General features: G+C 68.1%; 19 protein-coding genes. 9 read left to right on the forward strand and 10 right to left on the reverse strand.

Annotation, left to right across the window (positions count from 1 at the left end):
* From AC1RVY_RS22210 to AC1RVY_RS22240, 7 genes are all read right to left on the reverse strand, one after another.
* Window positions 1-786 carry an ABC transporter ATP-binding protein gene (locus AC1RVY_RS22210; RefSeq protein ID WP_218296587.1) on the reverse strand — a complete coding sequence of 262 codons (786 nt, stop codon included), beginning with the start codon at window positions 784-786 and terminating at the stop codon, window positions 1-3.
* Window positions 783-2693, reverse strand: a complete 1911-nt coding sequence (locus AC1RVY_RS22215) for an ABC transporter permease (RefSeq protein ID WP_218296586.1) — start codon at window positions 2691-2693, stop codon at window positions 783-785. Before AC1RVY_RS22215 ends, AC1RVY_RS22210 begins: the two co-directional genes overlap by 4 nt.
* A gap of 169 nt (window positions 2694-2862) precedes the next feature.
* The gene (locus AC1RVY_RS22220; RefSeq protein ID WP_218296585.1) at window positions 2863-4068 is read right to left on the reverse strand and encodes an ABC transporter substrate-binding protein; all 1206 of its coding nucleotides are present in this window, start codon (window positions 4066-4068) and stop codon (window positions 2863-2865) included.
* A gap of 74 nt (window positions 4069-4142) precedes the next feature.
* Window positions 4143-4727, reverse strand: a complete 585-nt coding sequence (locus tag AC1RVY_RS22225; protein WP_218296584.1) for an amino acid synthesis family protein — start codon at window positions 4725-4727, stop codon at window positions 4143-4145.
* Between the two features lie 48 nt (window positions 4728-4775).
* Complete coding sequence (locus AC1RVY_RS22230; RefSeq protein WP_218296583.1) at window positions 4776-5417, reverse strand: amino acid synthesis family protein; 642 nt, start codon at window positions 5415-5417, stop codon at window positions 4776-4778.
* Window positions 5418-5438: 21 nt separating this feature from the next.
* Window positions 5439-6365: a UPF0280 family protein gene (locus AC1RVY_RS22235; RefSeq protein ID WP_492808200.1), complete on the reverse strand. Its 927-nt coding sequence runs from the start codon at window positions 6363-6365 to the stop codon at window positions 5439-5441.
* An 11-nt stretch (window positions 6366-6376) separates the two neighbouring features.
* Window positions 6377-8026 (reverse strand): 6-hydroxynicotinate reductase, encoded by a 1650-nt coding sequence (locus tag AC1RVY_RS22240; RefSeq protein WP_492808202.1) that lies wholly within the window; start codon window positions 8024-8026, stop codon window positions 6377-6379.
* Window positions 8027-8200: 174 nt separating this feature from the next.
* On the opposite strand from AC1RVY_RS22240, the gene fdxA reads away from it, so the two are divergent.
* The 4 genes from fdxA to AC1RVY_RS22260 all read left to right on the forward strand — a co-directional run bounded on the left by fdxA (window position 8201) and on the right by AC1RVY_RS22260 (window position 11394).
* Window positions 8201-8530 (forward strand): ferredoxin FdxA, encoded by a 330-nt coding sequence (gene fdxA, locus AC1RVY_RS22245; protein WP_218296580.1) that lies wholly within the window; start codon window positions 8201-8203, stop codon window positions 8528-8530.
* A 66-nt stretch (window positions 8531-8596) separates the two neighbouring features.
* Window positions 8597-9373: a ferredoxin--NADP reductase gene (locus tag AC1RVY_RS22250; RefSeq protein WP_218296579.1), complete on the forward strand. Its 777-nt coding sequence runs from the start codon at window positions 8597-8599 to the stop codon at window positions 9371-9373.
* Window positions 9374-9419: 46 nt separating this feature from the next.
* Window positions 9420-10142 carry a TetR/AcrR family transcriptional regulator gene (locus AC1RVY_RS22255; RefSeq protein ID WP_492808204.1) on the forward strand — a complete coding sequence of 241 codons (723 nt, stop codon included), beginning with the start codon at window positions 9420-9422 and terminating at the stop codon, window positions 10140-10142.
* Window positions 10143-10206: 64 nt separating this feature from the next.
* Window positions 10207-11394: an amidohydrolase family protein gene (locus AC1RVY_RS22260; RefSeq protein ID WP_492808206.1), complete on the forward strand. Its 1188-nt coding sequence runs from the start codon at window positions 10207-10209 to the stop codon at window positions 11392-11394.
* A gap of 64 nt (window positions 11395-11458) precedes the next feature.
* Here the strand turns inward: AC1RVY_RS22260 and AC1RVY_RS22265 are convergent, their stop codons facing one another.
* Window positions 11459-12268, reverse strand: coding sequence for an outer membrane lipoprotein (locus AC1RVY_RS22265; protein WP_492254351.1), 810 nt, complete (start codon window positions 12266-12268; stop codon window positions 11459-11461).
* Window positions 12269-12535: 267 nt separating this feature from the next.
* On the opposite strand from AC1RVY_RS22265, the gene AC1RVY_RS22270 reads away from it, so the two are divergent.
* Entirely contained in the window at window positions 12536-13447 is a 912-nt protein-coding gene (locus tag AC1RVY_RS22270; protein WP_492808208.1) for a DUF72 domain-containing protein, read from the forward strand.
* Window positions 13448-13487: 40 nt separating this feature from the next.
* Here the strand turns inward: AC1RVY_RS22270 and AC1RVY_RS22275 are convergent, their stop codons facing one another.
* The gene (locus tag AC1RVY_RS22275; protein WP_218296575.1) at window positions 13488-14414 is read right to left on the reverse strand and encodes a YihY/virulence factor BrkB family protein; all 927 of its coding nucleotides are present in this window, start codon (window positions 14412-14414) and stop codon (window positions 13488-13490) included.
* 127 nt (window positions 14415-14541) lie between these two features.
* Between AC1RVY_RS22275 and AC1RVY_RS22280 the strand changes: the two genes are divergently transcribed.
* The 4 genes from AC1RVY_RS22280 (at window position 14542) to AC1RVY_RS22295 (ending at window position 19356) form a co-directional block, all read left to right on the forward strand.
* Window positions 14542-15354, forward strand: a complete 813-nt coding sequence (locus tag AC1RVY_RS22280) for an IclR family transcriptional regulator (RefSeq protein WP_369641078.1) — start codon at window positions 14542-14544, stop codon at window positions 15352-15354.
* A 222-nt stretch (window positions 15355-15576) separates the two neighbouring features.
* Window positions 15577-16350, forward strand: coding sequence for an SDR family oxidoreductase (locus AC1RVY_RS22285; protein WP_218296573.1), 774 nt, complete (start codon window positions 15577-15579; stop codon window positions 16348-16350).
* A 40-nt stretch (window positions 16351-16390) separates the two neighbouring features.
* Window positions 16391-17617 (forward strand): acyl-CoA dehydrogenase family protein, encoded by a 1227-nt coding sequence (locus tag AC1RVY_RS22290; protein ID WP_218296572.1) that lies wholly within the window; start codon window positions 16391-16393, stop codon window positions 17615-17617.
* 41 nt (window positions 17618-17658) lie between these two features.
* Window positions 17659-19356 carry a long-chain fatty acid--CoA ligase gene (locus AC1RVY_RS22295; RefSeq protein ID WP_492808211.1) on the forward strand — a complete coding sequence of 566 codons (1698 nt, stop codon included), beginning with the start codon at window positions 17659-17661 and terminating at the stop codon, window positions 19354-19356.
* Window positions 19357-19546: 190 nt separating this feature from the next.
* Here AC1RVY_RS22295 and AC1RVY_RS22300 read toward each other — a convergent pair whose 3' ends face one another.
* Window positions 19547-20725, reverse strand: a complete 1179-nt coding sequence (locus AC1RVY_RS22300) for an ABC transporter substrate-binding protein (protein WP_369641075.1) — start codon at window positions 20723-20725, stop codon at window positions 19547-19549.
* Between the last annotated feature and the right edge of the window lie 99 nt (window positions 20726-20824).

Below are 20824 nucleotides of genomic sequence, written 5' to 3' on the forward strand. Positions count from 1 at the left end.
TCATGCGGCCTCCGCAGCAGCGGCTGCCGTTTTCTTCTCGAAGGTCTTGCCGGTGCCGAAGTACACCTCCTGCACCTTGGGGTGGTCGCGCAGCTCCAGGGGCTTGCCCTCGGCGATGAGCCGCCCGCGCGCCAGCACGATCATGCGGTCGGCGTACGCGAACACCACGTCCATGCTGTGCTCGGTGAACAGCACGGCCATGCCGCGGTCGATCACGAGCTGCTTGGTGAGCGCCATGAGTTCGTTGCGCTCCTTGGGCGCCATGCCGGCCGTGGGCTCGTCCATGAGCAGCAGCTTGGGCGCGTTGGCCATGGCGATGGCCAGCTCCACGCGCTTCACATCGCCATAGGCCAGCACGCTGCAGGGGCGGTCGGCCTGGGACTTCATGCCCACCTGGTCCAGCAGCGCCAGGGCTTCTTCTCGCTTGTGGTCGGCCGCCTTGCGCCACATCGCGAAAAGGCGGCTGTCGTGGGAGATCAGCGCCATCTGCACGTTCTCCACCACGGTGAGGGAGGCGAAGGTTTCTGCGATCTGGAAGGTGCGGCCCACGCCCATGCGCCAGATGTCGCGCGGCTTGCGGCCCACAAGCTCCTGGCCGTGGAGCTGGATCGAGCCCGCGTCCGCCGCCAGCTGGCCGTTGACCATATTGAAGGTGGTGGACTTGCCGGCGCCGTTGGGGCCGATGAGTGCCAGCAGTTCGCCGGCGGCCAACTCGAAATGGATGCCATCGACGGCCTTGACGCCGCCAAAGGACTTGCCCAGGCCCGTGACTTTGAGCAAGCTCATGCCTTGCCCTCCTGCTTGTTGATATCGGCTTCGCGCCGGTTGTCGAAGAGCTGCTTGATGGCCCCCGCAATGCCCTGGGGGAACAGCAGCACCAGGATCAGGATGATGGCGCCCAGCATGGCGCGCCAATAGTCGGTGTTGCGCGCCACGGTGTCGTGCAGCCAGGTGAACGTGACGGCGCCCACCACGGGGCCCGCGAGTGTCTGGATGCCGCCCAGCAGCACCATCACCAGGCCATCGACCGATCGGCCCACGTGCAGCGTCTCGGGCGAGATGCTGCCCTTGGAAAACGCGAACAGCGCGCCGCCCAGGCCCGCGAACAACCCGGCGATCACGAAGGCCGTCCACTGCATGCGCTTGACGTCGATGCCGATGGCATCGGCGCGCAGCACCGAATCACGGCCTGCGCGCAGCGCATAGCCGAACGGCGAGAACAGAATGCGGCGCAGCAGCAGCACGCCCCCCACGACCAGTGCCAGCGTGAGGTAGTAGTAGTTGCGCTTGTCCGACAGCCAGGCCGCCGGCCACACGCCGGTGAGGCCGTTGCTGCCGCCGGTGAAGCCGTCCCACTGGTAGCAGATGGCCCAGGTGATCTGCGCGAAGGCCAGCGTGAGCATGGCCAGGTACACACCCGACAGCCGCACGCAGAACCAGCCGTAGATGAGCGCGCCCGCCGCGGCCGCGAGCGGTGCCAGCACCAGGGCCAGCTCCATGGGAATACCCGCAGAGCGCACCAGCAGCGCCGCCGCGTAGGCACCCAGGCCAAAGTAGGCCGCATGGCCGAACGAGTGCATGCCCGCCGGGCCCATGATGAAGTGCAGGCTGGCCGCAAACAGCGCGGCGATCAAGAGGTCGATGAACAGCACGGTGAGGTACGGCGATCCGGCCGTGAGCAGCGGCAGCAGCACCAGCACGGCCACCAGGGCCACGCCGCCGAGCTTGAACCAGCGGTCGGGCGCGCGCAGCGGTGTCTCCGGCAGGCCCGTGTTGCGGCTCACGCCCTGCGGACGGCCCATCAGTCCCCAGGGGCGCACCACCAGCACCACCGCCATCACGAGGAACTCCACCACCAGGGTGAGCTTGGAGAAGGAGACGCTGTAGCCGAGGATCTCCACCACGCCCAGCCAGATGCACACGGCCTTGATCTCCGCGATCAGCAGGGCCGCCACATAGGCGCCCGGGATGGACCCCATGCCGCCCACCACCACCACCACGAACGCGGCGCCGATGGTGTTCAGGTCCATCTCCAGCGTGGCGGGTTCGCGCGGCAGCTGCAGCGCGCCACCCAGGCCCGCCAGCAGAGCGCCGAGCGCGAACACCGCCGTGAACAGCCAGGCCTGGTTCACGCCCAGCGCGCTGACCATCTCGCGGTCCTGCGTGGCGGCGCGCACCAGCGTGCCCCAGCGGGTGCGGGTGAGCAGCAGCCACAAAAGGCCCAGCACCACCGGCCCCACCACGATCAGGAACAGGTCGTACGAGGGGAATTGCCGCCCCAGGATGTCCACCGAGCCCGACAGGCCCGGCGCGCGCGGGCCGAGCAGCTCCTCGGGGCCCCAGATCCAGAGCGCGGCATCCTTGATCACCAGCACGAGCGCGAAGGTGGCCAGCAGCTGGAACAGTTCGGGCGCCTTGTAGATGCGGCGCAGCAGCACCACCTCGACCAGGGCGCCGAGCGCGCCGACCACCACGGCCGACAGCAGCAGCGCGGGCCAGAAACCCAGGCCCGTGCCCAGCTTGGCCACCAGCGAGTAGGCGACGTAGATGCCCACCATGAAGAACGAGCCATGCGCGAAATTCACGATGCGCGTGACGCCGAAGATCAGCGAGAGCCCGGCGCCCACCAGGAACAGCGAGGAAGCCCCCGCCAATCCGTTGAGCAGTTGAACGATAAAACTCGAAAAACCCATCTCAGGTCTCCACGGCGCTACCTACGCGCCGCCCACAGCCTATGAAACTGGCGCACCCCAGGCCAGGGCAGCCGAGCAAGGGCCGCCCCGCAGCGGGGACGGCGCCCCCTTCCCGCGCACAGCACGGCAGAAGGGGGAAGACGCGAAGCGTCTCAGGGAGGGTTGCGACTCAATCCGCGGGGCGCATCTTCTTGACTTCGTCGTTGCTGGGCTGCACCTTGCTGCCGTCCACGTAGCGGTAGTTCACCATCACGCCCTTGCCGCCCTCGTTCTTGGTGCGGCCCACGTAGCCGCCCATGGTGGACTGGTTGTCTTCGGCCCGGTAGACGATGGGGCCGAAGGGTGTGGGCACCTGCAGGCCCTTGAACGCGACCACGAGCTTTTCGGTGTCGGTGGAGCCGGCTTTCTTCATGCCCTCGGCCAGCGACTTGATGGCGCTGTAGCCCACGATGGAGCCCAGGCGCGGGTAGTCGTTGAACTTGCCCTGGTAGGCCGTCTGGAAGGCCTTGTGCTCGGGCGTCTGGATGCCGTACCAGGGATATCCCGTGACGATCCAGCCGTTGGGCGCCTCGTCCTTGAGCGGGTCCATGTACTCCGGTTCGCCCGTCAGCAGGCTGACCACCTCACGGTCCTTGAACAGGCCCCGCGTGTTGCCTTCGCGCACGAACTTGGAGAGGTCGGCACCGAAAAGCACGTTGAAGATCGCATCGGGCTTGGCATCGGCCAGGGCCTGCACCACGCTGCCCGAGTCGACCTTGCCCAGCGGCGGCGCCTGCTCGACGACGAATTCCACGTCCGGCTGGGCCGCCTTGAGCAGCTGCTTGAAGGTGGCCACGGCCGACTGGCCGTATTCATAGTTGGGGTAGACCAGCGCCCAGCGCTTCTTCTTCAGGGCGACGGCCTCGGGCACCATCATCGACACCTGCATGTACGTGGAGGGGCGCAGGCGGTAGGTGTAGCGGTTGCCGTTCTGCCACACGATCTTGTCGGTCAGCGGCTCGCCGGCCAGAAAGAAGAATTTCTTTTGCTTGGCGAAGTCCGTCAGCGCCAGCCCCACGTGCGACAGGAAGGACCCCGTGAGCACATCGACCTTCTCGCGGGACACCAGCTCCTCGGCGGCCCGGACCGCGTCGCCGGGGTTGCCGTTGTCATCGCGGATGACCAGCTGGACCTTCTTGCCCAGCACGCCGCCCGCGGCATTGATCTCGTCAACGGCCAGCTCCATGCCTTTCTTGTAGGGCTCCAGGAAGGCGGGCTGCGCCTTGTAGCTGTTGATCTCGCCAATCTTGATGACATCCTGGGCGTGCACAGGGGCCAGCGTGATGGCCAGCGCGGCCGCAGCCGTGGCACGCATGAGGTTTCGTCGCATCGTCATGGGGAAACTCCTGAAAGGTGGGTTGGGGAGACAGGGGGGATGGTGGTGGGTGATGGTAGTGCCGGGGACCGCGCTCAGCGCAGCCCGTCCGTACCCTGGATTTCGGACGCCTTGAGGCCGCCCACGCGGGGCAGCGGCCGGCCGCCGTCCGTCACGACGACGGCGACGACGATTTCGTTGGCCCGCGGCGCGTCGGCCACGCGGGCCTCCATGGCGTCGAAATGGCTGCGCACGTAGGCCGCGTCCTTGTGGCCCAGGGGCACGTCGATGGCCGTGCCCAGGCCACCGATCTTCTTGCTCGACGGCACCAGCGCGGCGCCTTTTTCCACCGCCACGCGCAGCGGGGCGCCCAGCTTGGGGTGCAGGATGGCGGCGGCATGCTCCAGTTCTCCCGCCTCGCCCACGATGGCGGCCTTGCCATAGCTCTGCGCCTGGCCCGGCTCGATGCCCAGCGCGGCGACGCAGCGGGCGCCCAGCAGGGCCCCCAGCTCCTCGCCGATGGCCACCAGCTCGTCGAGGTTCTCGACATAGCGGCCCGCAAAGGGGTTGTCGATCACGGCCATGGCGAGGGCCTTGCGCACGGGGGGCTGCACGTCGCGCCCCATCTCCACGCGGACTTCATCCGTCTGGACAATGATTTTCCGGATCTTGGCTGGCATGTGTTGCTCCTTGGTTTTCTTGTGGGCGCGGCAGCGGGCCTGACGCCTTCAGCGCAGGCCGTCCCATTGGCTGATGTCGGCGGCCTTGAGCCCGCCGACGCGGGCATGGATGCGCGCGCCCGTGGTCATGGCGAGGATGAAGACGATTTCGTCGGACGCGGGCGCTCCGGGAACGCGCACCTCGATGGCATCGAAGTGGCTGCGCACGTAGCTGGCGTTGATGTGGGTGAGCGGAACATCCAGCGCCGCGCCGGGGCCGCCGACCTTCTTGGTGGAAGGCACGATGGACAGGGCATTGGCGGGCTGCCCGGTCTTCTTTTCCGCCTGGCCCTTGGCATAGGCGTTGCGGTCGCCCTTCCAGCCCAGCAGCTCGCGCATGGCATAGCCGCCGGGCACGTGCCACAGCGCGCCATGCTCCAGCTCGCCGGCGGCCCCGACGATGGCGCCCTTGCCGTAGGTCGCGATGCGCTCGGCGGGCACGGCCATGGCCTTGAGCAGCCGCTGGGCCATGTCCAGCCCCACATCCTGCAGGGCGTCCATCATCGGGAGGATGTCCGGCTCATACCGGCCGGAATAGGGGTTTGTCAGCACCGCGCCGATGGCGCCGCGCAGCAGCGGCACATCGGCCACGGGCCCGAATTCATGCCGGACTTCCTCGAGATGGGTGAAAACACGTCGTATCTGGATCATTTTGGAAACCTGTGCAATTCGTTAAGCAAATACCGAACCAACTTCTGCCTGCGGCGCCATTTCCACCGGCAGCGCCATGCCATCCGCCGCTGGCTGCGCCGCCGCGGTGGCCACGAACTGGCCCTGGCAGGCGAGCAGGGCGAACCACAGCAGGCCCTGTGCCTGCAATTCTTGCGCCTTTTGCAGCCCCTGCCCCAGCGCGCGATGCACGAGCCCGGCAGGCAATGGCGGAACATCCACTGTGACAGGAATGGCACCCAGATCGCTGTCATCGCGGACCCGCCATGCCGGCATGCGCAGGATGCGTTCGTCATCCACATTGACGGCATTGGCCACGATCGTGGCCGCGGCGTCGGCCTCGGCCGCGGTGCGGGCCAGCACCGTGACGCTGTCGGCAATGCCCAGCGAGTGGCTGCGCCCGCGCCAGCCGCTGGTGGCCACACCGCGCACGGGCATGGCGCTGTCGATGCGAATCTTTCCGTCCAGGACCAGCCCGTGGCGCCATTGCGCGGCGTCCAGCGCGGCGATGTCGGAATACACCCCCACGGTGGCCGACTGCCCGGGGGCCAGGTGCAGCGCGATGTCTCCGCCATTGTTGACCCAGGCCCGCCCAATGCCGTCCTGGGCATAGCACCCGAGGATCTCCTGCGCCACCGACCCCGCGACCGCAGCCATCGCGGTGATGAAGCCTGCGCGGTACGGCCTGCAGGCCGTCCACATGCGGCGCGCGACCACGCCGCGCAGAGGACAGGCGCCCCCCTCCACCGGCGCGCGCAGGGCTGGCAGCTCGTCCACCAGTTCCTGCAGCAGACCCTCGAAACGCGCCCAGGCACGCTCATGGGCCTGGGCCACGGCATCGGCTGCGCCCTCCGCCTGGATGACGAGATCCATGGGCCCGTGCTGGAAATGCCAGCGGCCGTCGGACAGGGGATTGCGGCAGGCTTGCATGGCGGTGCCGCTCAGCCCAGCAGGGGCGGGCGCCCCAGCGGCCAGGGGTTGACGGACGGCAGCGTCTGCCATGCCAGCGCCTGGGGCGCGCCGTCGTTGTGCCACGCGCCGTGCTCCAGCACCTCGCGCAGGCTGCGGATCTGCCCGGCATGGCCGCCCAGTGCTTCGTAGTCGGTGCGGCGCATGCTGAATTCGATGGGCGCCACGATGGCGGGCGTAGGCACGGTGCCAAAGCTGTTGTCGGGCATGCGCAGCACATCGGCCATCACGGTGATGCCGCCACCGGGCCACACATAGGCCGGCGCGCCGCCGCAGGTCACATTGACCAGCGCATTCTTGATGGAGCGGGTGAGCAGCACGGGGTTCTCGGTGACGCCGGCACGCAGGCTGCCACCCGCGCCGCCGAGGAAAAGCACCGAAGCCAGCGAGGGCTCGCAGTTCTCGCCGATGCGGTCCACGATGCGGCGCACTTCGGAAGGCATCTGCGCCTCCACCGGGTTCAGCTGCCCGTCCAGCACATACCAGCAGGCATGCTCGCCCGTGGTGGATGTCATGAGCAGGCGCAGGCCGGGCCATGCCACCTCGGGGTCCCAGCCTTCGATGATGGCCAGCGGGTCGGCGATGTCGGTGCCGCCCCAGCCCGTTCCCGGATTCGCCACCTGGAAATAGCGCCCCGGCGTGGACTTTCGCCCGCGCATCTGGATGCCCGAGGACTTCATGTCCAGGCAGCGCCCAGCCTGGTGCTCGGTCAACACGCCGGTGATGTGGTCGTCCACCACCACCACCTCATCCGCATGGCCGAAAAACTGGCGCGCGAAGATGCCGATGGCGGCCGAGCCGCAGCCCACGCGCATGCGCTGCTCGGCCACGCCGTTGACGATGGGCGCGCGCCCGGCCTGGATCACGAGCTGCGAGCCGCCGTCGATGGTGAACTCCACGGCCTGCTTGTTGCCCAGCAGCTGCATCATCTCGGCGGTGACGCGGCCTTCCTTCTTGGTGCCGCCGGTCAGGTGGTGCACGCCGCCGAGCGACAGCATCTGCGAACCGTACTCCGCCGTGGTCACGTGGCCCACCACCTCGCCCTTGCAGCGCACATTGGCCTGCTCGGAGCCGAGGAAGCGGTCGGTGTCGATCTTCACCTTGAAGCTGCAGTAGCTGAAGATGCCTTCGGTGACCACGGTCACCATGTCCACGCCCTGCACCTGGGAGCCCACGATGAACGGCGCGGGTTTGTAGTCAGGATAGGTGGTGGACGAACCCACACCCGTCACGAAGACCTCTTCGCTCAGCAGCAGGTCGCCCGACCAGGGCGCGGGCGGTGTGGAAGGCCCGCTCCCCGCATCGCTTGCGGCGGCATCCGCACCGCTCTGCTGCGCGGCCTGGGCCCGCGCCGCGAACGGCACCAGCGTGGCCTCGCCGGCCTCCAGGGTCTTGCGCAGCAGCACCACCGGGTCCAGCCGCACCAGCACCCCGGCGTGGTTGGCGTAGCGGTCGCACGCCCCCGCGCGGCCCTCGGAAATCTGGCACAGCACCGGGCACGCATTGCACTCGACCTTGGCCGCGTTCATGCGCTCATTGCGGGGCCGGGCGCGCTCGAGCACTTGCGGCAGATCCGGCGCATCCATGCCCGGAAGCCCATCGGTCTTGGTGTGTTCAGTCATCGTGCGGCCCATTCATTGCATCTTTTCAAATGCTTGTACGCTCAGTGCATTTTGTGTAGCATTCACTTAACTTAAATGTTGTGATCACTACATTTATCGCGAATGTAGCGTAATCATCCATGGTCCGCAATGGTGTTTTCGCACCCCCCGAAAAGGTGCATGAGGAGCCCCAATATGACGCACGTTGTCACTGACGCATGCATTCGGTGCAAGTACACCGATTGCGTCGACGTATGCCCGGTCGACTGCTTCAAGGAAGGGCCGCAATTCCTGGTGATCGATCCCGACGAGTGCATCGATTGCGCGGTGTGCATTCCCGAATGCCCGGCCAATGCCATCTACGCGGACACGGACCTGCCGGCGGAGTTCGCTGCCTTCCTGGAATTCAACAAAAACCTGGCCCCGGGCCTGCCCACAATCACCAAAAGAAAGCCTCCACTTCCAGATGCGGAACAATGGAGGGTTGTGAGCCACAAGCTTTCCGGCCTGGATATCGCGTTCTGACGCGCTCCGGGAGCGGACTTCAGCCAGTTTTCCCCTGTTTTCTTCAACTTTCCCGACCCAAGCACCATGAGCGCCTTTCTCGAAGAACGCGTCCTGACGGTCCACCACTGGACAGACCGACTTTTCTCCTTCACCACCACGCGCGACACCGCCCTGCGCTTTTCCAACGGCCATTTCACGATGATCGGCCTGCGCGGGGAAAACGGCAAACCCCTGCTGCGCGCCTACAGCATCGTGAGCCCCAACTACGAGGAACACCTGGAGTTCCTGTCCATCAAGGTGCCCGACGGCCCGCTGACCTCGCGCCTGCAGCACATCAAGGTGGGCGACCACATCGTGGTGGGCAAGAAGCCCACCGGCACCCTGCTGATCGACTACCTGCTGCCCGCCAAGCGGCTGTACATGTTCTCCACGGGCACGGGCGTGGCACCGTTCCTGAGCCTGATCCGGGACCCCGAAACGTACGAGAAGTTCGAGGAAGTCATCCTGGTGCACGGCGTGCGCGAGGTGAAGGAGCTGGCCTATCACGACTACATCACGCAGGAACTGCCGCAGCACGAGTTCCTGGGCGAGATCGTGAGCAAGCAGCTCAAGTACTACCCCACCGTCACGCGCGAGCCTTTCAAGCACCAGGGCCGCGTGACCACCGTGATCGAGAACGGCCAGCTGGCGCGCGACCTGGGCCTGCCGGCGCTGAACCCTGCGGAAGACCGCGTGATGATCTGCGGCAGCCCCGAAATGCTGCGCGACCTCAAGCACATGATGGAAGAGCGCGGCTTCAAGGAAGGCAACACCACGAAGCCCGGCGACTTCGTGATCGAACGCGCCTTCGCGGAGCAGTGACCCCCGGCCGGCCCCGCGGGGCCGGCCCTTCTCACCTGGATCATCCATGTCTGCCACACCCACCAAGACCCGGACGGCGTCCACCCGCTCCCCTTCCGCCCGAAAGACGGGGGTGCGCGAACTGGCGGCGCAGACCACGCGCGACAACATCCTGAAAGCAGCGACCAAGGTGTTTGCGCGCTATGGCTACGAAGGTGGCAGCGTGGAGAAGATCTCCAAGGCCGCCAAGTCGTTCGACCGGATGATCTACTACTACTTCGGCAGCAAGGAAGGCCTGTTCATCGAGGTGCTCGAAGAGATCTACCGGCGCATGAACGACGCGGAATCCAAGCTGAACCTCGACGTGGACAACCCCGGCGAGGCCTTGCAGGCGGTGATCCGTTTCGTGGTGGGCTACTACCGCAAGCACCCCGAGTTCGTCACCCTGCTCAACACAGAGAACCTGCACAAGGGCAAGCACATCTCCAAGTCGATGCGCGCCCGCGAATATTCGTCGCCGGCCATCGAGGTGATCCGCCGCGTGCTGGAAAGCGGCCAGGCCCAGGGGGCCTTCCGCCAGGATGTCTCGGCGCGCGACGTCTACCTGCTGATCGCGGCCACCGGCTATTTCTACATGTCCAACCGGCACACGCTGTCGGCCTTCCTGGGCGAGAACCTCGAGGCGCCCGAGGCCCTTGCGCACTGGGAGTCCTTTGTCATCGACAGCGTGCTGCGCACCGTCGCACCCGGCCCCAGCCTGCCCCAGGGCCAGGCGGCCCGGGGCGCCTAGGCAGGCAGCCATTTCCCGCGCGGCCCGCCCGGGCCGCGTCCAACATCCCCACGAGGAGCATCCCATGGCAGAAGCAGCAGCCGGCGGCAAGTCGGGCAAGGTCGTCATCAAGAACATCGGTCTTTTGTTGTCGGGCGACCTGGACCGCCCCATCCTCGATGCCGACACCATCGTCGTCAACGACGGACTCATCGTGGCCGTGGGCCGCGAAAAGGATTGCGACACCGAACACGCGCAGACCATGATCGACGCGCGCAAGACCTGCGTCGCCCCCGGCCTGATCGACAGCCACGTGCACCCCGTCTTTGGCGACTGGACGCCGCGCCAGAACCAGATCGGCTGGATCGACTCCACCATGAACGGCGGCGTGACGACCATGGTCTCGGCCGGCGAAGTGCACCTGCCGGGCCGCCCCAAGGACATCGTGGGGCTCAAGGCACTGGCCATCACCGCGCAGCGCTCGTTCGACAATTTCCGCCCCGGCGGCGTGAAGGTGATCGCGGGCGCCCCCGTCATCGAGAAGGGCATGACCGAGCAGGACTTCAAGGACCTGGCCGACGCGGGCGTGACGCTGCTGGGCGAGGTGGGCCTGGGCTCCGTCAAGGCCGGCTACGAAGCCCAGCAGATGGTGGCCTGGGCGCGCAAGCACGGCATCCAGAGCACCATCCACACGGGAGGACCCTCCATTCCGGGCTCGGGCCTCATCGACAAGGACGTGGTGCTGGAGGCCGATGCCGACGTGATCGGCCACATCAACGGCGGCCACACCTCCCTGCCCTGGGAGCATGTGTGCGAGCTGTGCGAGAAGTCCTCGCGCGCCATCGAGCTGGTGCACAACGGCAACGAGAAGATCGCCATCCAGGCCGCGCGCGCGGCCATCGAGCTCAAGTGCCCGCACCGCGTGATCCTGGGCACCGACGGCCCGGCCGGCTCGGGCGTGCAGCCGCTGGGCATGCTGCGCATGATCGCCCTGATCTCCAGCTTCGCCGACATTCCCGCCGAGCTGGTGTTCTGCTTTGCCACGGGCAACACGGCGCGCATCCGCAACCTGAACTGCGGGCTGATCGAGCCGGGCCGCGCGGCGGACTTCGTGTTCATGGACCGCGCGCAGCACACCGCCGGCGCCACGCTGCTCGAAAGCGTGCAGCTGGGCGACATCCCGGGCATCGGCATGGTGATGATCGACGGCCTGGTGCGCTGCGGCCGCAGCCGCAACACGCCGCCTGCGACTGAAATCCCCGTGGTGCTGTAGCACCCCCCAGCCCATGAAAAAGCCCGCTGGCAGCGGGCTTTTTTTGCATTGGGAACGAGGTGGATCAATATGTGTCCGCCACGCGCACGGCGCCGGGCTGCGGGCGTGGATAGGGCTCTGCCGCCCGCGTGGCGGCACCGTCGTCCACGCGGAAGCCCTTGCCCTGCAGCACCACGGGCGTGCCCACGGCCGGGGGCTGCGCGCGCGTGAAACGCCGCACGGAGCCGTCTTCCATGCGCACGGCGATCTGGTAGACCGTCTGCGTGCGCGTGCGCTCTTCGACCTTGTGGCCCACATAGCCGCCGCCCACGGCACCCAGCACGGTGGCCGCCGTGCGGCCCGAGCCCTTGCCCACCTGGTTGCCCACCACCGCCCCCAGCACCCCGCCGGCGACCGCCCCCACGCCGGTGGCGGGTGCCGCCTGCTGCACGGCCTGGACGGACTCGACACGGCCACAGGTGGCGCACACAGGTGCCTGCGCGGCGGTGCGCAGCGGTTGTTGTTGTTGCTGCTGCTGTTGCGGCTGCCGGGACGGCTCGGCATACCCCTGCGCCAAGGCCGGCGGCTGGTTGGCCACGCTGTGGATGGCAACGTTCCTGTTGCCCACGGGCGGTGGCTCCTGGTAGGACTGTGGGGGCGTGGCAGCCCCTGGCGCACCATTGGCGGGCTGCGCGGCAGCGGCCAGCGACGGCGCATCGGCCGCGGACGGCCCCGCGTTCTGCACCACCAGGGTCGTACCCAGCGCGACCACGCTCACGCCGAGCACCCCGATGGCCGCCCACAGCCACTTGAGGGAGGGCGCCGCGCCGAAGGCCCCCACGGGCGCGGCGGCCAGGGAGCGGGTGGTATTGGAAGGTGAAACGATGAGGCTCATGGCTGTTCTCCGAAAGGTCCAGATGGTTCTGGGCGGGTGGCTGCCAGCGTACCCGGCAGTACCGGGAATCCGGGCGTAGCCTCTGTAAAGGACGTAAGAACCTGTTTACACATTTTTCTCTGCGCTGCAGGCAGGGCGGCACGTGGCCCCCTGCGAACTCCCGGCGCCAAAGGGTAGCAAGCACCCGGGTTGTGCCCGCGCAAACGGCCGCCTATGCTGGCCGTCGGCCCGTGCGCCGCGCGGATGCGGAAAGAAAGGAGGCTCACGATGGCGATGGCTGCGGCACAGATCCGCATCGGGATATCCGGCTGGCGCTATCCGCCCTGGCGCGGCAGCTTCTACCCCCCGGGCCTCACCCAGGCGCGGGAGCTGGAATTCGCGTCGCGGCAGTTCCCCAGCATCGAGCTCAACGGCTCCTTCTATGCGCTGCAGCGCCCGTCCAGCTATGGGCGCTGGGCCGCCGACACCCCCGAGGGCTTCGTCTTCACGGTGAAGGCCCCGCGGTACATCACCCACGTCCTGCGGCTGCGCGACGCCCGCGCGGCCATCGCGAACTTCATGGCGTCGGGGCCGCTGGCCCTGGGCTGCAAGCTTGGTCCCATCCTGTGGCAGCTGCCGCCAAGCCTGGCTTTCGAGGAAGCACTGCTCGATGCCTTCCTGGGCCACCTGCCGCACGACACCGAGGCCGCAGCCCGCCTTGCCCATGAACGCGAGGACCGCATGCGGGGCAAGGAATGGCTGGGCCCCGTGGCCCCGATGCGGATGCGCCACGCCCTCGAGGTACGCCACGCGAGCTTCTGCCAGCCGGCGACGGTGGCGCTGCTGCGCCGCCACGGCGTGGCGCTCGTGGTGGCGGACACGGCGGGCCGCTGGCCCGAGGTGGGCGATGTGACGGCGGACTTCATGTACCTGCGCCTGCACGGCGCCCAGGAGCTGTACGCGAGCGGCTACAGCGATGCGCAGCTGGCGGCCTGGGCCGGGCGCATCCGCGCGTGGGCCGCCGGCGGCGTGCCGCCCGACGTGCGGCTGCTCTGCGCAGAAGACGCCGGCCCCGCCGCCATGGCCGCGCGCAATGTGTTCTGCTTCTTCGACAACACCATGAAGACCCATGCGCCCGGGAACGCGCTGAAGCTCGCCCGCACGCTGGGCCTGGACGCCCAGCTGCACATTTCCGCCTGAGCGCGCGGGAAGGCACCCTCGGCACCGCCGGCCTCAGGCCTTACTGCGGCACGTGCAGGCGCCCCCGCTGCGCGGGCAAGGCGCCCAGCTCCTGGAACGCCCGGGCGCAGCTCGCGGAAAACAAGAGGACGGCGGACGAGAAGTAGATCCACATCAGCAGCACCACCAGCGACCCGGCCGCGCCATAGGCCGACACCACGGCTGCGGTGGACAGGTACCAGGCCAGCAGCTGCTTGCCCACCGTGAACAGCGTGGCGCCCACCACGGCCCCGGCCATGATGCAGCGTGCGGGCGGCTTGGCCCCCGCGCCGATGCGCATCAGGCCCACGAACAACGCCACGGCAAAGCCGAAGGCGACGGCTTCGTTGACGACCTGCATGACGGGCGCGAGCGGCGCGAACGACAGGTGCGCCCCGGCCCAGCCCGCCAGCAGGTGGATCAGCGTGGACAGGGCCAGCGACACCAGCAGCAGGAACCCCAGCGCCAACACATAGGCCAGCCCCCGCAGGCGCAGCGAGGCCATGCGCCACCAGGCCGCCCGCTGCGGCACCGGCCCGCCGCCGCGCCAGAGATGCTCCAGCGCCGACTGCAGTTCCACGAACACCCCGGTGGCCCCCGACACCAGCACCACAAAACCCACCAGGGAGGCCAGCCGCCCTTCGCTGGGAGCCTGCGCGCTGGCCAGCGCCTGCCGCACCACGTCGGCCACCTGCTGGCCCATCACCGCCTGCACCTGCGCGATGAGATTGCTCTCCAGATAGCTGCGGTCCATCCACCAGCCCAGCACGCCCACCAGCAGCAGCAGCAGGGGCGCGAGGCTGAGCATGCCGTAGAAGGACATGGCCGCGCTCATGCGCAGCCCGTCGGCATCCAGCCACATCTGGGCCGCGCGCCAGAAGGGCTGCAGCAGCCGCCAAAGGGCTTGAAAAGGCAGGAGGAGGCGTTGGACTGTCGGGCGCACGTTCATCGCCACAGCCTAAGGCCGCAAGGCCGTTGCGTCCATGCGCGGATCACCGCTGTGCAGGTAGGTGCGCTCCCACAGCGGCCGCCCGGCGCCAGGCAGTCCCCTGGAACCGCATCGCCATAATGCGCCCATGCCGCCGCCCCGCCCTGCCCACACTCCCCGCGCGCCCCTGGCGCGGCCTCCCCAGGACCGGCACTTCGTGACGGCGCTGGCCCGGGGCCTGGAGGTGCTGGCCTGCTTTCGCGCGGGCGACAAGCTCCTGGGGAACCAGGAGATCGCGCAACGCTGCCGCCTGCCCAAATCCACCGTGTCGCGCCTGACCGCCACCCTCACCCGGCTGGGCTACCTCATCCACGTGGAGGCCTGCGGCAAGTACCGCCTGGGCACCGCCACGCTGTCGCTGGGCAGTTCGATGCTGGTGCGCCTGGACGTGCGCCAGGTCGCGCGCCCGCTGATGCAGGAACTGGCCGACTTCGCGGGCGCCGAGGTGTCGATGGGCACCCGGGACCGCCTGTCGATGATCTATGTCGAGAACTGCCGCAGCGCGGCCCTGCACACGCTCAGCCTGGACGTGGGCTCGCGCATCTCGCTGGCCACGTCCGCCATGGGGCGCGCCTGGCTCGCCGCCGTGCCGCCCAAGGAGCGCAGCGCGGTGCTGGCCCAGATCCAGGGCCGCGACGAAACCGCGTGGCCGCAGGTGCAGCTGGGCATCGACCAGGCACTGCAGGACTACCGCAGCCTGTCCGTGGCAACGTCGTTCGGTGACTGGCAGAAGAACGTCAATGCGATCGCCCGCGGGTTTCAGCCGGGGGGCGGGCTGCCGCCCATGGTGATCAACTGCGGCGGGCCCGCGTTCAATGTCCCGCAGGATTTCCTGCTCGATGCGGTGAGGCCGCGGCTGATAGAGATCGTGGCCCGCATCGAGACCGCGGTCTACCGCTAAGGACCGCGCTGGCGGGCCTTCGCGGGCACGCACCGAGTTTCGCAGGTGACAGCTCGCGTTTTACATCGGGTGCGGCCCCGACTAGCATGAAGTGCAGTTGCGGGTTCCGCGCCGCGAGCGTGGTGCCCCGCACCTTTCCCCATCCCACGGCAGCGCGATGCCCGGGCGCCCTGTCGCCTTCGAGCCCGCGCGCTCCACGCACTTCCAACGAAAGCCCTTCTCATGAGCGTCAAGCAACTCTTCGATCTCACCGGCCAGGTCGCCCTGGTCACCGGCGGCTCGCGCGGCCTGGGCCTGCAGATGGCCGAGGCCCTGGGCGAGATGGGCGCCAGGCTCGCCATCACGGCCCGCAAGGCCGATGAGCTGGCCGAAGCGAAAAAGCACCTGGAAGGCCTGGGCTGCGAGGTGTTGACCGTGGTCAACGACCTGCAGAAGACCGGGGACATCCCCGGCCTGGTGGACCAGGTGGTGGAGCGCTTTGGCACCATCGACATCCTCGTCAACAACGCGGGCGCCACCTGGGGCGCCAAGGCCGAGGACCACCCCGACGCCGCCTGGCACAAGGTGATGGACCTCAATGTGAACGCGCCCTTCTTCCTCTCGCGCGAGGTGGGCAAGCGCTGCATGATTCCGCGCGGCAAGGGCAACATCATCGTGACGGCCTCGGTGGCCGGCATCAAGGGCACGCCGCCGGGCATGAACACCATTGCCTACAACACCTCCAAGGCCGCGGCGATCCACTTCGCGCGCACGCTGGCCTCCGAATGGGGGCACTACGGCATCCGCGTCAACGCCATCTGCCCCGGATTCTTCCCGAGCAAGATGGCCAGCGGCCTCATCGACAAACTGGGCCCGGCCATGATCGAGCGCACCCCGCTGCGCCGCATCGGCGGCGAAGAGGACCTCAAGGGCGCCGTGGTGTTCCTCGCCTCCGAGGCCTCGCGCCACATCACAGGCCACGCGATCGTGGTGGACGGCGGCGCCAGCCTGATCTGACACCGCGCCATTCCCTGCCCTTTGCGGAAAGCACCCCTTCATGGATTTCACCTACTCCCCCAAGGTCGTCGACCTGCAGCAGCGCCTGACGGCGTTCATGGAAGAACACATCTACCCCGCCGAACCGGTATACCACCACGAGGTGGCCGCAAACCGCAAGGCCGGCAACGCCTGGCAGCCCACCCAGGTGATGGAGGACCTCAAGGCCAAGGCCCGGGCCGCCAACCTCTGGAACCTGTTCCTGCCCGAATCCAACCTGGGCGCGGGCCTGACCAACCTGGAATACGCGCCCCTGTGCGAGATCATGGGCCGCTCGCACATCGCGCCCGAGGCCTTCAACTGCTCGGCGCCCGACACCGGCAACATGGAAACGCTGGCGCGCTATGCCACGCCCGAGCAGCAGCAGCGCTGGCTGCTGCCGCTGCTCGACGGCCGGATCCGATCGGCCTTCGCCATGACCGAGCCCGACGTGGCCTCCTCGGACGCCACCAACATCGAAGCCCGCATCGTGCGCGACGGCGACCACTACGTCATCAACGGCCGCAAGTGGTGGACCTCGGGCGCGCCCGATCCGCGCTGCGAGATCCTGATCTTCATGGGCAAGACCGACCCCGATCATGCCAGCCGGCACCAGCAGCAGTCGATGATCCTCGTGCCCATGGACACGCCCGGCGTGACCATGGAACGCGCGCTGCCCGTGTTCGGCTACGACCATGCGCCGCACGGCCATGGCGAGGTGAGCTTCGTGAACGTGCGCGTGCCCGTGGCCAACATCCTGCTGGGCGAGGGCCGTGGCTTCGAGATCGCCCAGGGCCGCCTGGGCCCCGGGCGCATCCACCACTGCATGCGCCTCATCGGCGTGGCCGAGCGCGCGCTGGAGCTGATGTGCCAGCGCGCCCTGGGCCGCACGGCGTTTGGCCGCAAGGTGGCCGACCAGGGCGTCACGCGCGAGCGCATCGCCAACGCGCGCATCCTGATCGACCAGGCGCGCTTCCTGGTGCTCAATGCCGCGCAGATGATGGACACCGTGGGCAACAAGGTCGCCCGCAAGGAGATCGCGATGATCAAGGTGGCCGCGCCCAGCATGGCCTGCCAGGTGATCGACTGGGCCATGCAGGTGCATGGCGGCGGCGGGGTGAGCGATGATTTCCCGCTCGCGGCCGCCTATGCCCAGGCACGTACCTTGCGGTTTGCCGACGGCCCCGACGAAGTGCACCGCAATGCCATCGCCAAGGACGAGCTGGCACGCCATCTGAAACGCGGCTGACCGCCCCGCCGCCGAACCACGCCTTCAGGAGCCCGCCCCGCATGTCCGACCGCCACCTTGCCCACTGGCCCCCGGGGCTGTCCCGCCACCTCACGCTGCCGCAGACCAACCTGTTCCACAACGCCGAGGTTTCGGCGGCGCGCTACCCGGACAAGCCCTTCCTGGTGTTCTACGACACGCTGGTGACGTTCCGGCAGTTCCAGCAGGAGGCCGAGCACATCGCGGGTTTCCTGCAGCAGCGGTGCGGCGTGAAGGCCGGCGACCGGGTGCTGCTGTACATGCAGAACAGCCCGCAGTGGATCCTGGCGTTCTACGGCATCCTGCGCGCCAATGCCGTGGTGGTGCCGGTGAACCCCATGAACCTCACCGACGAGCTGCGCCACTATGTGCACGACAGCGGGGCCACCGTGGCCTTCCTGCCGCAGGACCTGCATGCGCAGGCGCAGCCGCTGGTGGGCGGGGCGCAGGGTGGCGCCGGCCTGAAGCACCTGATCGTCGCGGCCTACAGCGACTACCTGCAGATGCCCACCGACCTGCCCGTGCCCGCGTTCGTCAGCGCGGCGCGCGAGGCCATCGCCGCCCCGGGCGTGACGCTCTGGAGCGACATGCTGGCGCAGCGGCTCGCGCCCGGCCCGCTGACCGCCGGACCCGATGACCTTTGCGTGATGCCCTACACCTCGGGCACCACCGGCCACCCCAAGGGTTGCATGCACACGCACCGCAGCGCCATGAGCACGCTGGTGGGCGGCGCGCAGTGGTTCTCGCGCACGCAGGATGCGACCTATCTGGCCGTGCTGCCGCTCTTTCACGTCACGGGCATGTCGGGCAGCATGAACGGGCCGCTGTTCGTGGGCGCCACCGTGGTGGTGCTGCCGCGCTGGGACCGCGACGCCACGGCCCGGCTCATGCAGCGCTACCGCATCAGCATCTGGCAGGCCATCTCCACCATGGTGGTGGACTTCCTGGCCAACCCGCGCATCGGCGACTACGACATCTCCAGCCTGCAGGCCATCCGGGGCGGTGGCGCGGCCATGCCCAAGGCGGTGGCGCAGCGCCTCAAGGAGCTGACGGGGCTGGACTACGTGGAGGGCTACGGCATGTCCGAAACCATGGCGGCCACGCACATCAACCCGCCGCACCGGCCCAAGCCGCAATGCCTGGGCATCCCGGTGTTCGACGTGGATGCGCGCGTGGTCGACCCCGCGACGTTCGCCGAACTGCCGCCGGGCGAGACCGGCGAGATCGTGGTGCACGGACCGCAGGTCATGGTGGGCTACTGGAACAACCCGCAGGCCACGGCCGACAGCTTCATCACCCTGGAGGGCAAGCGCTTCCTGCGCACCGGCGACCTGGCGCAGGTGGACGAGGACGGCTACTTCTTCATGGTGGACCGCTTGAAGCGCATGATCAACGCATCGGGCTTCAAGGTCTGGCCCGCCGAGGTCGAGGCCATGATGTACGCCCACCCCGCCATCCAAGAGGTGTGCGTGATCGCCGCGCACGACGAACGCCGGGGCGAGACCGTGAAGGCGGTGGTCGTGCTGCGCGACGCCTTCAAGGGCCAGGTGAGCGCGCAGGACATCATCGACTGGAGCCACGACCACATGGCCGCCTACAAGAGCCCGCGCCTTGTGCAGTTCGTGGACAGCCTGCCCAAGTCGGGCACGGGCAAGGTCCAGTGGCGCGAGCTGCAGGAACAGGAGCGCAGCGCAGCCCCCGGGGCGGTTCCGCGCGCCTGACGCTTCATTTTTTATAGCACCTTGCGCTTGCCAGTCAATCGCCAGCGGCCAAAAGCACTGCAAATCCAGGAGTCAGCCCGTGCCGGGGCAGCGCGCGGTGCACGGCAGGATCCCTTGCAAAAAAAGGCCTGCCCCTTCTCCGTGGCAGGCCCTGCGTGGCGTGGTGTGGCGGGCCAGGGCCCGCGCCGACCTACTTAGCCAGCGCGTCCAGCCGGATCTCCTTGACCTTGCCGCCTTCCACGATGGCCACGCGGGTGTTGGCCGTGGAGCCGCCGCGCTCGTTCACGCCGTCCATCTCGTGCGGGTTGTTTTCGGTGGGCAATGACTTGAAGGCCTTGTCCAGCTGCGCGCGGATCGCGGCGGCGTCGGTGGTGCTGCCCGCGAGCTTCATCGCCAGCGCGGTGGCGTGCACGGTGGTGTAGTTGAGCGAGACCTCGGAACTCGGGTCGCGGCCGGGGTGGGTCTTGCGAAAGCGTTCCACGAAGGCCTTGGTCACCGGCGAGCTGTCCTCCACCACGGGCAGCACGCCGATCGATCCCTCCAGGGGGCCGTAGCCGCCGGTGATCTTGCCGATCTCGTCCATCTTGGCCTGGTCGATGATCACGAAGCCCCCCTTGAAGCCCAGCTCGCGCGCCTGCTTGATCACCAGGCCCGTGGGCTCGGACGCGCCGCCGATGAAGAGCACATCGGGCTTGGAGGCGAGCACCCGGCTCACGCCGCTGTAGAAGTCCGTCGCGCGGTTGTAGGACATGGGGTTCTCGGCCACCACCTTGCCGCCCGCGGCTTCCCACGCGGGCTTGAAGGCGGCTGTCCAGGCCTTGGCGTAGTCGTGGTCGGCATTGGCGATGGCCACGTTCTTGCCGTACTTGCCCATGGCGTGGTTCACGAAGGGCTTCACGTAGGACGTGAACTCGGGCGGGATGCGCAGCGTGAGCTTGTTGTTGCGCTCGGTGATCTGCGGCACGCTGGTGTACGAGAGCAGCAGGACCTTCTGCGCCTCGTTGGTGGCCATCACCGCGAAGCTGCCGCCCGAATGCGGCACCAGCACCGCGGGAGCCTTGTGCTCCTGCACCAGGCGCTGGGTATTGATGGCGGTTTCACTGGGGTTGTACTTGTCGTCCAGCGCGACGATCTCGAGCCTGACCTTCTGGCCGGCCACCTCCAGGCCCTTGGCGTTGATCTCCTGCACCGCCATCTCCATGCCGCTGAGCACGTTCTTGCCGTACAGCGCGGCGCCGCCGCTCAAGGGGCCCGAGTAGCCGATCTTCACGACCTGCTGGGCGAAGGCGGTGCCGGTGGCACCCAGCAGTGTGGCCACCGCGAAGGCGCTGGCACCGAGTCGAAGGATGGTCTTGCGTTTCGTGATCATGCTGATGTCTCCTTGGGGTTTCTGAAAAAGCGGCTCTTGCGAGTCAGGGTCGTCAAACAGGTGGCACTACCGTCGCACGCGCGCGGCGCCGCGGGGGGG

It is taken from the genome of Acidovorax sp. GW821-FHT11A03 (assembly GCF_058809075.1).

Excerpts from the sequence above, each read along its gene's own strand:
- AC1RVY_RS22210 (WP_218296587.1), bottom strand. The coding sequence starts at position 786 with ATGAGCTTGCTCAAAGTCACGGGCCTGGGCAAGTCCTTTGGCGGCGTC.
- AC1RVY_RS22215 (WP_218296586.1), bottom strand. The coding sequence starts at position 2,693 with ATGGGTTTTTCGAGTTTTATCGTTCAACTGCTCAACGGATTGGCGGGG.
- AC1RVY_RS22220 (WP_218296585.1), bottom strand. The coding sequence starts at position 4,068 with ATGACGATGCGACGAAACCTCATGCGTGCCACGGCTGCGGCCGCGCTG.
- AC1RVY_RS22225 (WP_218296584.1), bottom strand. The coding sequence starts at position 4,727 with ATGCCAGCCAAGATCCGGAAAATCATTGTCCAGACGGATGAAGTCCGC.
- AC1RVY_RS22230 (WP_218296583.1), bottom strand. The coding sequence starts at position 5,417 with ATGATCCAGATACGACGTGTTTTCACCCATCTCGAGGAAGTCCGGCAT.
- AC1RVY_RS22235 (WP_492808200.1), bottom strand. The coding sequence starts at position 6,365 with ATGCAAGCCTGCCGCAATCCCCTGTCCGACGGCCGCTGGCATTTCCAG.
- AC1RVY_RS22240 (WP_492808202.1), bottom strand. The coding sequence starts at position 8,026 with ATGACTGAACACACCAAGACCGATGGGCTTCCGGGCATGGATGCGCCG.
- fdxA (WP_218296580.1), top strand. The coding sequence starts at position 8,201 with ATGACGCACGTTGTCACTGACGCATGCATTCGGTGCAAGTACACCGAT.
- AC1RVY_RS22250 (WP_218296579.1), top strand. The coding sequence starts at position 8,597 with ATGAGCGCCTTTCTCGAAGAACGCGTCCTGACGGTCCACCACTGGACA.
- AC1RVY_RS22255 (WP_492808204.1), top strand. The coding sequence starts at position 9,420 with ATGTCTGCCACACCCACCAAGACCCGGACGGCGTCCACCCGCTCCCCT.
- AC1RVY_RS22260 (WP_492808206.1), top strand. The coding sequence starts at position 10,207 with ATGGCAGAAGCAGCAGCCGGCGGCAAGTCGGGCAAGGTCGTCATCAAG.
- AC1RVY_RS22265 (WP_492254351.1), bottom strand. The coding sequence starts at position 12,268 with ATGAGCCTCATCGTTTCACCTTCCAATACCACCCGCTCCCTGGCCGCC.
- AC1RVY_RS22270 (WP_492808208.1), top strand. The coding sequence starts at position 12,536 with ATGGCGATGGCTGCGGCACAGATCCGCATCGGGATATCCGGCTGGCGC.
- AC1RVY_RS22275 (WP_218296575.1), bottom strand. The coding sequence starts at position 14,414 with ATGAACGTGCGCCCGACAGTCCAACGCCTCCTCCTGCCTTTTCAAGCC.
- AC1RVY_RS22280 (WP_369641078.1), top strand. The coding sequence starts at position 14,542 with ATGCCGCCGCCCCGCCCTGCCCACACTCCCCGCGCGCCCCTGGCGCGG.
- AC1RVY_RS22285 (WP_218296573.1), top strand. The coding sequence starts at position 15,577 with ATGAGCGTCAAGCAACTCTTCGATCTCACCGGCCAGGTCGCCCTGGTC.
- AC1RVY_RS22290 (WP_218296572.1), top strand. The coding sequence starts at position 16,391 with ATGGATTTCACCTACTCCCCCAAGGTCGTCGACCTGCAGCAGCGCCTG.
- AC1RVY_RS22295 (WP_492808211.1), top strand. The coding sequence starts at position 17,659 with ATGTCCGACCGCCACCTTGCCCACTGGCCCCCGGGGCTGTCCCGCCAC.
- AC1RVY_RS22300 (WP_369641075.1), bottom strand. The coding sequence starts at position 20,725 with ATGATCACGAAACGCAAGACCATCCTTCGACTCGGTGCCAGCGCCTTC.